Source organism: Variovorax sp., from assembly GCF_965279555.1.
In the GTDB taxonomy this organism is placed as follows: Bacteria; Pseudomonadota; Gammaproteobacteria; order Burkholderiales; family Burkholderiaceae_C; genus Variovorax.
Genome location: NZ_OZ257247.1, coordinates 2,216,499 through 2,229,873, shown reverse-complemented (window position 1 = coordinate 2,229,873; position 13,375 = coordinate 2,216,499). Strand labels below are relative to the sequence as shown.

Annotated in this window: 11 protein-coding genes; 9 read left to right on the top strand and 2 right to left on the bottom strand. The window is 67.3% G+C overall.

Annotated features, from left to right (window positions below):
• The first annotated feature begins 56 nt into the window (after positions 1-56).
• Entirely contained in the window at positions 57-947 is an 891-nt protein-coding gene (locus ACQY8B_RS10730; RefSeq protein ID WP_422086689.1) for a hypothetical protein, read from the top strand.
• A gap of 21 nt (positions 948-968) precedes the next feature.
• Here the strand turns inward: ACQY8B_RS10730 and ACQY8B_RS10725 are convergent, their stop codons facing one another.
• Both ACQY8B_RS10725 and ACQY8B_RS10720 read right to left on the bottom strand, forming a co-directional pair.
• The gene (locus ACQY8B_RS10725; protein ID WP_422086688.1) at positions 969-1,844 is read right to left on the bottom strand and encodes a YbgC/FadM family acyl-CoA thioesterase; all 876 of its coding nucleotides are present in this window, start codon (positions 1,842-1,844) and stop codon (positions 969-971) included.
• Positions 1,841-2,818 (bottom strand): alpha/beta hydrolase, encoded by a 978-nt coding sequence (locus ACQY8B_RS10720; protein WP_422086687.1) that lies wholly within the window; start codon positions 2,816-2,818, stop codon positions 1,841-1,843. Before ACQY8B_RS10720 ends, ACQY8B_RS10725 begins: the two co-directional genes overlap by 4 nt.
• A gap of 134 nt (positions 2,819-2,952) precedes the next feature.
• On the opposite strand from ACQY8B_RS10720, the gene ACQY8B_RS10715 reads away from it, so the two are divergent.
• From ACQY8B_RS10715 to ACQY8B_RS10680, 8 genes are all read left to right on the top strand, one after another.
• Positions 2,953-4,089 carry an iron-containing alcohol dehydrogenase gene (locus ACQY8B_RS10715; RefSeq protein WP_422086686.1) on the top strand — a complete coding sequence of 379 codons (1,137 nt, stop codon included), beginning with the start codon at positions 2,953-2,955 and terminating at the stop codon, positions 4,087-4,089.
• 140 nt (positions 4,090-4,229) lie between these two features.
• Positions 4,230-6,572 carry a type VI secretion system Vgr family protein gene (locus ACQY8B_RS10710; protein WP_422086685.1) on the top strand — a complete coding sequence of 781 codons (2,343 nt, stop codon included), beginning with the start codon at positions 4,230-4,232 and terminating at the stop codon, positions 6,570-6,572.
• A gap of 12 nt (positions 6,573-6,584) precedes the next feature.
• Complete coding sequence (locus ACQY8B_RS10705; protein WP_422086684.1) at positions 6,585-7,019, top strand: hypothetical protein; 435 nt, start codon at positions 6,585-6,587, stop codon at positions 7,017-7,019.
• A 7-nt stretch (positions 7,020-7,026) separates the two neighbouring features.
• On the top strand, positions 7,027-9,672 hold the full coding sequence (locus ACQY8B_RS10700) for a DUF2169 family type VI secretion system accessory protein (RefSeq protein WP_422086683.1): 2,646 nt from the start codon (positions 7,027-7,029) through the stop codon (positions 9,670-9,672).
• Complete coding sequence (locus ACQY8B_RS10695; RefSeq protein WP_422086682.1) at positions 9,669-10,781, top strand: pentapeptide repeat-containing protein; 1,113 nt, start codon at positions 9,669-9,671, stop codon at positions 10,779-10,781. Before ACQY8B_RS10700 ends, ACQY8B_RS10695 begins: the two co-directional genes overlap by 4 nt.
• The gene (locus ACQY8B_RS10690; protein WP_422086681.1) at positions 10,778-11,512 is read left to right on the top strand and encodes a DUF3540 domain-containing protein; all 735 of its coding nucleotides are present in this window, start codon (positions 10,778-10,780) and stop codon (positions 11,510-11,512) included. Before ACQY8B_RS10695 ends, ACQY8B_RS10690 begins: the two co-directional genes overlap by 4 nt.
• An 18-nt stretch (positions 11,513-11,530) precedes the next feature.
• Positions 11,531-11,917, top strand: coding sequence for a DUF4150 domain-containing protein (locus tag ACQY8B_RS10685; protein WP_422086680.1), 387 nt, complete (start codon positions 11,531-11,533; stop codon positions 11,915-11,917).
• 155 nt (positions 11,918-12,072) lie between these two features.
• Complete coding sequence (locus ACQY8B_RS10680) at positions 12,073-13,353, top strand: HlyD family secretion protein (protein WP_422086679.1); 1,281 nt, start codon at positions 12,073-12,075, stop codon at positions 13,351-13,353.
• The last annotated feature ends 22 nt before the right edge of the window (positions 13,354-13,375 follow it).

Genomic DNA, 13,375 nt, shown 5'->3' with positions numbered 1-13,375 from the left:
TGCCGAAGCTGCGCCGTAGAAGCCTGCACAGATCAACTCCCGGCAAGGAAGACACCATGCAGCGCAGACTTTTCTCCACCGCCCTGGCCCTGAGTGCCATGGCTTCTTTCGCGAGCGGCGCACAGAGCCAGGAGCGGCCCTACATTACGATTCCGCCCAGCCTCGTCGGCTCGCTGATGCAGGTCGGCGTGATCGACCGCAGCACCGGCGCCGAGCTGACGGTCTACCGCTATCGCGGCGAGTACTGGGTGGCCGGCCGCCCCGGCGCGCGCTACGCCATCCGGGTGCGCAATGCGATGGGTGAACGCATCATGGCCGTGATGTCGGTGGACGGCGTCAACGTCGTCACCGGCGAAACCGCGAGCGTGGGGCAGAACGGCTACGTCTTCGCCCCGCGCGAGCGCAGCGACATCGCAGGCTGGCGCAAGAGCGACTCGCAGATCGCGGCGTTCCAGTTCGCCTCGGCCGGCAACTCCTACGCCAGCCGCACCGGTCGCCCCGACGACGTGGGCGTGATCGGCGTCGCCCTGTTCCGCGAGCGCATGCCGGAACCGCCGCCGCCCGTCATGCCTTCCCCTCGCCGCGACGAATACGGGGAGCGCGAGCGCCGCAGCGATTCATCCTTGGCAAAGGCCGCCCCGGCCCCGAGCGCGGACGCTCCGGCATCGGCCGAAGCCCCGGCCGGCAGCATGGCCCGCCAGACGGCGCCGAGCCCGAGCCTGGGCACCGCCCACGGCCGTCGCGAGACTTCATACGTCGGCAAGACGACCTTCGAACGCGCGCAGTCGTCGCCCGACGAGGTGATCCGCATCCGCTACGACAGCCGCGAAAACCTCGTGGCCGCAGGCGTGATACCGCAGCCGAGGCAGTGGCCCCGTCCGGCCGGGCCGTCGGCATTCCCGGGCTCCGACAACGGCTACGTGCCCGACCCGCCGCCCCGCTACTGAAAGCAATGGGCCGCGCGCCGCTCAGCGCAGCGCGCGGCGCATCTCGATGTGCGGAATGCCGGCTTCCTCGAAGCCGTCGCCGTGCGACACATAGCCGAGCCGCGCATAGAAGCGCTCGGCGCTGCGCTGCGCGTTCAGCGCCACCATGCGGTCGCCGCGCGCCCTGGCCGCTTCCTCGAGCACCTGCATCACGGCCGCGCCGTGTCCGCCGCTGCGCAGGTTGCGGTGAACCGCCATGCGCCCGATGTGCGAGACACCGTCCTCCGCGTGCAGCAGCCGGCCCGTGGCGATGACCTGGCCCAGCCGGTTGCGCGCCACCGCGTGCAGCACGGTCGCGTCGTGCTCGTCCCACTCCAGCGATTCGGGAATGTTCTGCTCCTCCACGAACACCGCGCGCCGCAGGGCGCCCGCCGACTCGCCCAGCCTGGCCCAGTCGCCCGTTTCCACGGTGCGCATCGGCTCGCCTGCTTCGTAGCCGGTCAGCAGGCTGCGCAGCTTTTCGGGAACCGGCTTGGAGGTTTGCGTGGCCGGGTCCGCGAACACATAGACCAGCTCGCAGCCGACCAGGAACTGGTCCTGCCGGAACAGCCCGCCCTCGAACACCATCGACGAATTGCCGATGCGTGCGCAGCGCATGCCCACGTCGAGCATGTCGTCCATGCGCGCCGAGCCGCGAAAGTCGATCGTCGCCTTGCGCACGTAGAGATCGCCGGCCAGCGAGTGCATGGACTCTTCGTACGGCAGCGCCAGCGCGCGCCAGTAGTCGGAGATGGCCGTGTCGAAGTACATCAGGTAGTGCGCGTTGAACACGATCTTCTGCATGTCGACCTCGGCCCAGCGCACGCGCAGGCGGTGGAAGAAACGGAAATTCTCGCGTCGTGTGGCTGTCTCGCTCATGGTTGCAGTGCTTCCTTGATGGCACGGGCCGCGTCGTCCTGCGCCTTCAGCGCCTCCGGGATCGCCCGGCCCATCTTGATGAATTCGTGGATCACGCCCCGGTAGATTTCCAGGTCGACCGGCACGCCCGCGGCACGCAGCTTGTCGGCGTAGGCGAGGCCTTCGTCGACCACAGCGTCGCATTCGGCGAGCCCGATCCATGCGGGCGCCACGCCGTCGACGTCGTCGGCCAGCAGCGGCGCAAAGCGCCAGTCGTCGCGGTCGGCCGGCGTGCGGACGTACTGCGCGAAGAAGAAGTCGATCATCGCCTTCGTGAGCAGCGGGCCGTGCTCGTGGCGCTTGTGCGAGGCCGTGTCTTGGTGGGCCGTGGTGCCGGGGTAGATCAGCAGTTGCAGCGCCAGCGGCAGGCCCGCGTCGCGCGCCATGATGGCGCACACCGCGGCCAGCGTGCCGCCCGCGCTGTCGCCTGCCACGGCCATGCGCGACGGGTCGAGGCCCAGGCTCGCGCCCTGCGTGGCAATGAAATGGAAGGCGTCCCAGGCATCGTTCGACGCGGTCGGGAACTTGTGCGCGGGTGCGAGCCGGTAGTCGACCGACACCACCGCGCAGCCGCTCTTCAGGCTCAGCACGCGGCACAGCGTGTCGTGCGTGCGGATGTTGCCGACGGTGAAGCCGCCGCCATGAAAGTACACCAGCACCGGCAGCACCTCGGCCGACGGCGCATAAAGCCGCGCGGCAATGGCATGGCCGTCGCGCGCCGCGATGCTGAAGTCTTCGATGCGCGCTAGTTCGGGCTTGGGCACTTCGAGCACGCCGGCGCCCTTTTCGTAGGAGGCCTTGGCCTCATCGGGCGTGAGCTGGTCTAGCGTGGGGTGGCCGGCGCGCGCCATGCGCTCGACCACGCTGGCCATCTTGGCGGTGAGCGGGTGTTGCTGTTGCTGCTGCGCCTGTGTCGTCGGGGGATTCGTCGTCATGTCTTTAGGAAAGCGGCCATAGCGTGCGGTGTGCCGTGCGCGACAGCGGCAAGGGTTTCTTGCGTGGGCAAGACAGGCCCCTGTTGGTAGATTTGCACAGTCTGCAATCGTACCGCCCTGCGCATCACCACCCCATGGCACTCATCCAATACCTCACCCAGATCCAGTTCGAATTCGGCGCGATCAAGCTGCTGTCCAGCGAATGCGCGCGCATCGGCATCAACCGCCCGCTGATCGTGACCGACGCCGGCGTGCGCGCCGCGGGCGTGCTGCAGAAGGCGCTGGACGCCGTCGCGGATCTGGAGGTGTCGGTGTTCGACCAGACGCCTTCCAACCCGACCGAGGCCGCCGTGCGCGCCGCCGTCGAGCTGTACCGCAGCGGCCGCTGCGACGGCCTGATCGCAGTGGGCGGCGGCTCGGCCATCGACTGCGCCAAGGGCGTGGCCATAGCAGCCACGCACGAAGGCCCGCTCAAGACCTACGCGACCATCGAGGGCGGCTCGCCCCGCATCACCGAGCGCGTGGTGCCGCTCATTGCCGTACCCACCACCAGCGGCACGGGCAGCGAGGTGGCGCGCGGCGCCATCGTCATCGTCGACGACCACCGCAAGCTGGGTTTCCACAGCTGGTTCCTGATGCCCAAGGCCGCCATCTGCGACCCCGAACTCACGCTCGGCCTGCCGCCCAAGCTCACTGCAGCCACCGGCATGGACGCCATCGCGCATTGCATGGAGACCTTCATGTCGTCCGCATTCAACCCGCCGGCCGACGGCATCGGCCTTGACGGGCTCGAGCGCGCCTGGGGCCACATCGAACGCGCGACCAAGGACGGCAGCGACCGCGAGGCGCGGCTGAACCTCATGAGCGCGTCGATGCAGGGCGCAATGGCTTTCCAGAAGGGGCTGGGCTGCGTGCATTCGCTGAGCCACAGCCTGGGCGGCGTCGATCCACGCCTGCATCACGGCACGCTCAACGCCCTCTTCCTGCCGGCGGTGATCCACTTCAACGCGGGTGCCGATTCGGTGCGCAAGGAGCAGCGCCTGCAGCGCATGGCGCAGGCCATGCACCTCGACTCGGCCGGCGACCTTGGCGATGCCATCCGCGACATGAACGCGCGCCTGGGCCTGCCGAAGGGCCTCGCCGAAGTGGGCGTGACGCCCGCCATGTTCGAGAAGATCATCGACGGCGCCATGGCCGACCACTGCCACAAGACCAACCCGCGCCTGGCCACGCGCGACGACTACAAGGCGATGCTGGAAGCCTCGATGTAAGAGCTTTTTCTACGCCTGTTTCAGAGGGAAACAGGTCGGCGTCGGCGGCTTGTGCGTCATGCATGTGACATGAGGAATTTCTAGACTGGTTCACAAAGGGTTTGCATTTGTGCAAGCCTGCAGAGTCAGGGAAGTTCCGAATGCCGCGTACCGTCCAAGTCCACACCGTCCTCGGCGCCGAGCAACTCAAGTTCCGCGCAATGCGCGGGCAGGAGGGCCTCTCGCAACTCTTCGAGTTCGAGGTGGACATGGTCGGCACCAGCTTCAACATCGAGCTCAAGCAGTTGCTGGGCACCTCGCTCACGCTGGAGCTGGCCGACGATGGCGGCCCGCGCTTTCTCAACGGCACCGTGGTGCGCTTCGAACTGGTGGGCCGCGCCAACGAAACCGGCCGCCACTACGTCTACCGTGCGCTGGTGCAGCCCTGGCTCTGGTATCTCACGCGCACCACAGACAGCCGGATCTTCCAGAACAAGAGCGTGCCCGAGGTGCTCGACGAGGTGCTGGGCAAGTACGGCTTCGAGTTCGAGAAGCGCCTCACGGCCAGCTACCGCCCTTGGGAAAACTGCGTGCAGTACCAGGAGAGCGACTTCGCCTTCGTGAGCCGGCTCATGGAGCACGAAGGCATTGCCTACCACTTCGAGCACGGCAACGGCACCCACCTGCTGGTGCTGTGCGACGACACCGGCGGCTACGCGCCCCTGCCCGGCCACGCCACCATTCCCTACCGCCCGCGCGACCGCGTGCTCAATGCGATGGAGCCCTGCATCGACCAGTGGCGCGTGTCCGAGCAGATCACCTCGGGCCGCGTGATGCTCGACGACTTCGACTTCAGGAAGTCGCGCGCCTCGCTGCAAAGCGTGCAGCAAGACCCGAAGGGCCACGACCATTCGACCTACGAGGTGTATGAATGGCTCGGCGGCTACAGCGAGCACCAGCAGGGCGACGCCTACGCCAAGATCCGCCTGCAGGAGTTGCAGTGCGCGCACGAGCTGGCCATGGGCCACACCAACGTCGTGGGCATGGCGCCGGGCTACCTGTTCCAGATGACGCACTGCCCGCGCGAGGCCGACAACCGCGAGTACCTCGTCACCGAGACCCGCTATGACCTGCAGGAGCCCGAGTACTCCAGCGGCGGCAGCAGTGAATCGGTCTGCGAGTTCGACTTCACCGTGCTGCCTTCGAGCGTGGCCTACCGACCCGCGCGCAAGACGCCGCGCCCGCGCACCAACGGCCCGCAGACCGCCACCGTGGTCGGCCCCGAAGAAATCTGGACCGACCGCTTCGGCCGCGTGAAACTGCAGTTCCGCTGGGACCGCTACGGCCAGTCCGACGAGAACAGCTCATGCTGGGTGCGCGTGTCGAGCAACTGGGCCGGCGCGAACTTCGGCACCATGCACATGCCGCGCGTGGGCCAGGAAGTGATCGTCGATTTCATCGGCGGCGAACCCGACCGCCCCATCATCACCGGCCGCGTCTACAACAGCGACCAGATGCCGCCCTGGGAACTGCCCGCCAACGCCACGGCCAGCGGCATCCTCACGCGCTCCAGCAGCGGCGGCGCGGCCAACCAGGCCAACATGCTGCGCTTCGAGGACCGCACGGGCGCCGAGCAGATCTTGCTGCATGCCGAGCGCAACCTCGACGTCGAGGTGGAGGCCGACGAAACCCACACCACCGACGGCACCCGCACCACGCTCATCAAGGGCCACGAGTCGGCCACCTACCAGGACGGCGAAACGCGTGACATCACCGCCGGCGCCAGGGAAACCATCACCGGCGGCGACACCCGCAGCGTGACCGGCGGCTTCACTGAAACCGTGAGCGGCGGCGTGAACCAGACCATCTCGGGCGGCAAGACGCGCGTGCTCAGCGGCGGTCTGAACGACACCATCACGGGCGGCGTCAACTCGGCCATCACCGGCGGCTACCACGGCACCATCGACGGGCAGGAAGTGCGCTTCGTCAGCGCTGGCCGGCAGGACACCATCGACACCTCCAACACGGTGCTGGTCAACGGCCCCTCGACCACCACGGTCACGGGCCCCACGGTGCACACCTCGCCGGATGTGACCTTCAACACCACCAACCACATCCACAACACGACGCAGCACGTCATCAACACCACGGTCTACAACACCACTTCCGTCAACTACAACAACCAGAGCTCGGTCTACATCAACAACACCACCAACTACACCAACAACTACGCCAAGAGCAGCGACTGGAAGTGGTTCCGCCTGGGCGGCATCGGCCTGAACATGGACGTGTCGGGCATTTCGCTGGGCGTGCTGGCCGTGCGTTCGGCGGCCATCGGCGTGCAGGCGCAGGCCATCGGCGTGAAGCTGGAGGCCGTCGGCGCGGAGTGGAAGAACAAGGCCATGTCGCTGGGGGACGCAGGTGCGCTCATCCAGCTCGTGGGCACGGAGATCACGACGGGCGGTCTGCGCGCCGGCATCCAGGCGCTCAAGGTCCTGCTCTGAGGCGTGGAAAGCGTGCTCGAGATCATTCTGTGGGGGGTGTTCGGTATCGTCAGCCTGGGCGTGATCGCGCTCGCCGGAATCGTGCTCGCGGTGTCGCTGATGAGCCATCGCGCCTATACCGACGAAGGCCGGCTGTGGCAGCAGCTGCAGGCCGACGGGCGCCCGTTGCAGGGCGTCGCGGTTTCCGTGCTGCGCTCGCCCAGCGGCTATTCCCGGCGCGGTCCCGTCGGACAGCGGATGACGGCCGTGCAGTTGGGCGTCGCCTACACCGATGCCGCCGGCATCGAGCATCAGACTACCTTGCGCACGCTCATCGACGAGGACCTGCTGGCCCATTTCTCCGCGGGCCGGCCCGACGTTCATCTGCTGCAGGACCCGCGGGACCCGTCACGGCTGGCCATCGACCGCACGCGCACCCCGCTGGTGATTCGCGGCGCAAGGCGCTGATCCAGCCGTGAAGACCATCAAACCCCTGCGCCTGAGCGTCCTGACGCGGCCCTTCCTGCGCGCGCAAAGCCAGCGCCTCGCGATCACCGTGATCGGCATGCACACCCTCGGCGAAGGGGGCGTGCTGCTGCCGGAGACGGAGCTCTGGAAGACCGTCTCCGCCGAAGTGGGAAACCAGTCGGCGATCGATCTCGGCATTCCCAAGCTGCGCCCCGAGTTCCTGGTGAGCGGCCAGGCCTACACGTGCCACCAGCAGGACAAGACACGCTGCGCGGTCGACCTGCGCGTCGGCGTCTTGCGGCGCCAGTTCCTCGTTTCGGGCGACCGCTACTGGCTGGATGGCCGCGCCACCGAACCGCAAGCTTTCGACACCATGCGCCTGGACTGGCAGCACGCCTTCGGCGGCCCCGGCTTCGCCGCCAACCCCGCGGGCATCGGGTACGCACCCGAGATGGTCAACGGCCTGCTGGTGCAGCGGCTTCCCAACGTCGAACGCCCGGGCCATGGCATGGATCGCCCCGACCGGCGTCCGGCCCCCGCCTGCCCGGGTGCGATGGACGTCGATCTGCCCGAGCGCATGAAGCTGCTGGGAACGGACTACGGCGACCAATGGCGCGAGACGCTCTATCCCGGCTTCGCGCGCGACATGGACTGGCAGTTCTTCAACGCCGCTGCTGTGGAACAACGCTGGACCGACGAACTGTCCATTCCCGCGGCTGCGCCCTACGAAATCTGGAACATGCACCCCGAGCATGCGGTGCTGCGCGGACGGCTTCCGGACCTGCGCGCACGCGGCTTCGTGGCGAGAAAGTCTGCCCAGCCCCTTGCGCTGGAAGAGGTATCGCTGCGGCTGACCACCGCCTGGTTCTTCCCGCATGTGGCGCAGGTCATGCTGATCCATCACGGCGAGACGCTCATCACCGAAGACGATGCCGCGGACATCACGCACGTCATGCCGGCGATGGAGTTGGCGGACAGCCCGCCGCGCCCCCTCTCCCACTACGGGAAGGTCTTCGAGAACCGCTGCAACCTCGAGAAAGGCGCGATCCATGCGCTCCTCGACGAGGAACTGCTGCCGGCCTCGGCCATCGGCCCCTGGCTGGACCAGATCGACGCGCGCGAATCGATCCTGGCAAGGAACATCAAGGACAAGGGCGAGCGCCTGCGCGCCGAACTGACGGCGCGCGGCCTGGAGGCAGGCCACAAGCCGCGCCATTTCCGCGAACGGCCGCTGCCGAAGCCTTTCGACAAGATGCCCACGCTGGCCGAACTGCCCGAGTTCATCGAGAACACACGCGCCTACCAGCGCGAGCAGGAACGCAAGCTGGAGGAAGCCAGGCAGGAAGTCGCGAAGGCGGCCCGCGACAACGCATCCGAGTCGCGCAAGGCGGGCTTCGACAGCAGCCGGATCATCGAAGAAAGCCAGAACGCGCAGCTCAAGGGCCCGCCGAAATTCGAGGCCGAAACCATCGTCAGGGGGCTGGGCGGCATCGCAGCGGCCACGGGCATCCCTGCCATGAGCGCCGCCGAGCACTCCGAGCTGCAGGCCCTAGGACAGCGGGGCCAGAAGGACATGCTGGCGCTGTACCGCATGGGGGCCCACCACCAGGCCGCTGCCGAACCGATGGTCGCCGAACAGAATGCGCAGGCGCGCGAACGCGTGCTCGCCGCCATGGCCTCGGACCGCGATCTGTCCGCCATGGACCTGACGGGCTGCGACCTGTCGGGCCTCGATCTGCGAGGCGCCCGCATGCATCAGACGTTGCTGGAAGGCGCCCGCCTCCAAGGCACCCGCCTTGATGGCACCGACTTGAGCCAATCGGTGCTGGTGCGCGCCGACCTGCGCCAGGCCTCGTTGACGGGCTGCAACCTGGAGCGTGCCAACCTCAGCCTCGCCCGCTGCGAAAACACCAACTTCGCGCAGGCCCGCTTCGAGCGCACGCAGATGGAAAAGCTGCGCCTCGAAGGCTGCTGTCTCGACGAAGCGACGTGGAGCCATCTGCTGCTGCAGGGGATCGAGCTGGCCGATTGCAGCCTGCGGCGCGCCGACCTGAGCTACGTGAGCATGGCCGAACGCTGCCGGCTGACGCGCTGCGACTTCGGTGAGGCGCGATTGGAAAAGGTGCTGTTCGTGCAGGCCGAATTCGAGTCGGTGGATTTTTCCGGCGCCACCGTCGAAGCCTGCAGCTGGGCCCACACGCCGCTGCACAAGGGCATCCGGTTCAGGCATGCCCTGCTCAAGACCACCAGCTTCGTCGGCACCACCGATCTTCGCGAGGCCGACTTCGAGGACGCCACGCTGGTGCATTGCACCTTGCGCGAGCTGCCGCTCGATGGCGCGAGCTTCAGACGGGCCACGCTCGATACCTGCGACTTCTCCTGCGCGTCGCTCAAGGGCGCGGACTTGCGCGCGGCGGCGGCGCCCGACAGCCTCTTCATCCGCGCCGATTTCACGCGCGCCTCCCTGCGGCTCGCCAATCTCATGAATGCCAATCTCCAGAAGGCCTGCCTGGTCGATGCCGACCTGGGCGAGGCCAACCTGTTCCGTGCCGATGTCGCCCAGGTCCTCATCAGCCCCGGCACGCTCACCCTGGGCGCACATATCGACCAGATGAAGACGCTGCCCCGGCGCCCCGAGGCGGGCAAGGCGTGAACGCCGAGACGCTGGCAGCCCAGGTCCGCAACGGTGAGCCGATCCGCGAGAAGGACTTCAGCGACATGGACATGAGGGGCATCGACCTGCGCGGCGGCGTGTTCAGCGAATGCAGCTTCCGGGGCGTTCAGGCCGATGCCGCGCAGCTGGGCGAATCCATCTTCGAGAAATGCCGCTTCGACCAGTCGCGGCTGCCGGCGGCAGAGCTGACGCGCACCGCCTTCCACGAGTGCAGCCTGCAGGACGCGGTGCTGGATTCGGCCTCCATGCCGCATTCGGTGTTCAGCGGCTGCACGCTTTCGGGCGTTCGGCTGGAAGAGGCCTTCATGGACCAGGCGAACTTCCACCAGAGCAAGCTGCACCACGCCTGCCTGGACCATGCCAGCCTTGAAAAGGCCGTGTTCTCCGAGTGCGACCTGACGGGCACGTCCTTCAACGGGGTGGCTTTCTCGTCGACCATCTTCTTTCGCGCGACGCTGAAGGACACGTGCTACGCCGGAGCCAGCTTCACGAACGCGATCTTCAGCGAGGCGGATCTTGCGGGACAGGACTTCTCCGGCCAGCAGTTCCATCTCTGCCAGTTCATCGATGCGGTGCTGACGGCGTGCCGGTTCCGCGATGCACGCCTCACGCAGTGCAACTTCAAGGGCGCCGACCTGCGCAACGCGGTGCTGGCAGGGGCGCAAGCCATGCAGTGCCTGTTTCCCGAGGCCGACCTGCGCGGCGCCGATGCCCGGCGCGGCCACTTCCAGAACAGCATCTGGGTCGACGCGCATCTCGACGGCGCGGACTTCTCGCAGGCGCAGCTCGAGCAAGGCGTCTTCCATCGCGCGCACTGTGGGCAGGCCTCGTTCGCCGGCAGCCGCCTGGACTACGCCGATTTTTCCTGCGCCTCGCTGGTGCAGGCCGACTTCCGCGACGCCGCCTTCCTGCGCACTGTGTTCCATCGCGCCGATCTGGACGGCGCCAGGTTCAGCACCCGCCTGGGTACGCTGGACCGCGACCCTGCGCTGCACGAAGCCGAGAAGGTGACGTTGGAGCAGCCCGAGCGCGCATCCCGCCTGGACCGCGACATCCATGGCCGCCGCCCCAAGAAAGACAACCTATGACCGCCACCCGGACCATCGCCTGCGACACGATCGCAACCGCACACCATGAAACGCAAGGCGTGCTGGATCCGCTGATGCAGCGCCCTTCGCATGCAGCCCGCACGGACTCCGGCACGCGGACCGCCACGGTCATCGCCAGCGATGGCGACCTCTGGTTCGAGGTCGGCCTCGACGACGGGCAGGGATCGCTGCGCTGCCGCCGCGTTGCCAGCTGCCTGCTGCTGCCTGCGCCGGGCGATACGGTGCTGATCACCTCGACCCGCCAGGGCGAGAGCTTCGTCATCGCGGTGGTCGTCCAGGCCGACCCGCGGCAGGCGACGCTGGCCGTGGACGGCGACCTGACGCTGGTGTCGCGCTCGGGCGGCATCCGCGCACATAGCGCCGGCCCCATGGCGCTGGAGTCGGACACCTCGATCGCCATGCAGTCGCCCGAGTGGCGCGCCCAGGCCCGGCAGGCCCGTTGCGAGATCGGCGAGATGGACTACCAGGGCGCCAGCATCCGCTTCAGCGTGTTGGTGTCGCGCTTCGTCGGGCGCGCCTGCGAGGTGGTGCTGGATCGCCTCAACCTGCTCACCCGCTCGAGCTTTCGCCTGACCGAGGAAGTGGAACAGGTGCGTGCCGGCCAGCTCGACATACAGGCCGAACAGACCCTGCGCCTGCATTCGAAGAACACGCTGCTGACCAGCAAGGGGCTGGTCAAGGTCGATGCCGAGCAGATTCACATGGGTTGACCCCAAGGAGCCGTTGCCATGTTTGCCAATGCACAGATGATGGGCGTCGACCTCGCCTTTCCCGACGTCTGCAAGACGCCGCCGGCGCTGCCGATTCCCTATCCCAACTTCGCCCTGGGGCCGACCGCCATCCCCAACGCCTGGAACATCCTGTACGGCGGCACGCCCGCGCACAACCTGGCGACCGTCACGCCCATCACCAACGGCGACAACGCCGGGGTGCTGATGGGCGTGGTCTCACAGACGGTGATGGGACCTTCGCGCCACATTACCGGCGCCTTCACCGTGCTGCTGAAAGGCACGCCGTGCACGCGCATGACCAGCCTGTCGGTGCAGAACCGCTGCAACATCATCGGCATGCGCATCGTGCCGAGCCAGTTCAAGGTGCTGGTACTCGCGGCCTGAATGCACATTCGGTTGCCTTTGTAAGCAGAAATAATTCACTTTTGGCATGTGTATTGCTGCATTGCAGCAAAGCAGATGGCGCGCCCCAATGATGTGCCACGACAGCGGAGACGCCGGTCCTGAAAAGTCACCACGTCATCGATTGCGAGGCGCCAATGAACGCAAGCACTGTCCAGGAATCGCAGCACGTTGCGAAAGCGGAAGACTCCGCATTGCATGAACGCTTGCGGCGATGGCGAGGCGGTACGGCGGAGTCGCTGGTGCCGCGCATCGCGGGGTACGCACTGCTGGCCTTCGTGCTGTGGCTCGTCGTCACCACGCTGATCCAGCCGCTGGTGTCCAGGCAGGCCACGCGCTCCGTGCTGCAAGCACCGGTGACGCTGGTCACTTCGCCCATCAGCGGGGTGGTCACGCACATGACGGTGCGCGCGCTCGACAAGGTGGAGGCCGGCGCGGTGGTGGCCACTGTGCAGAACCCGACCATCAACAGAGACATCCTCACCACGCTCAGCACGCAGCGTCTCGCGTTGCAGAGCCAGGTGGCGCAGTTGACGAACCAGGTCAATGCATCGGGCGAAGAGCTTCAGTTCGTGGAGCAGCAGGTCAAGCTGTACCGCACCGCATCGATGGCGCAGACGCGCGATGCGTGGCAGATAGCGCAACGCCAGCGCGAAGTGGCGCAATCCAGCGTGGCCGAGCAGGAACAGAAAGTGCGCCGCACGTCCGCCATGCTCGACGAAGGCGCCGTGAGCCCGCAAGCCATGGACGCCGCGCAGGCGCAACTGAGCATCTCGCGCGCCAACGCGGCGGTGGCCGAGCAGGCTTATTCAGGCCTCGGCCAGAGCATGGCGAGCGCGAGCCGCGGGGTGTTCGTGGGCGGCGGCGGTGCCACCGTCTACCAGACGCTCGCCAGCCGGCGCGAAACACTGAGCGGCGCCATCGAGCGCGCCCAGCACGACAGCGAAGCCTTGCGTCAGCAGCTGCGCGAGGTGACCGCGCTGGAAGCCGAGGAGCGCAGCCGCATCGACCGCATGGCCGCCTTCGAGGTGCGTGCGATGCAGCCGGGCCAGGTGAATTCGGTGCTGATGCCGCAGGGCAGTTTTGTGCCGCAGGGTGCCACATTGGTGCGCATGACCGACTGCAGCCGCATCGAAGTGGTCGCGGTCTTTCCCCCGCGCGTGGCCAAGAAGCTCAACATGGGCTCGACCATCGCCGTGAAAACCGATGACGGCGGCGCGGAAGTGTCAGCACGCGTTACCCAGTTGTTGCCGGTCGCTCCAGAAGATTTCCAGAGCCGCTATGCCGTGCCCTTCCCGTTCGCCGAGCAAGGCTCGGTGTATGCGGTGGCGCGTGTCGAATCCGACAACCCGGGGTGGATAGCACAGCGCGGCCTGTGCGCGCCCGGCAAGGTGGTATCGGCGAGGCTGGCGTCTTAGCGCAAAGCCTGAATCCACGACG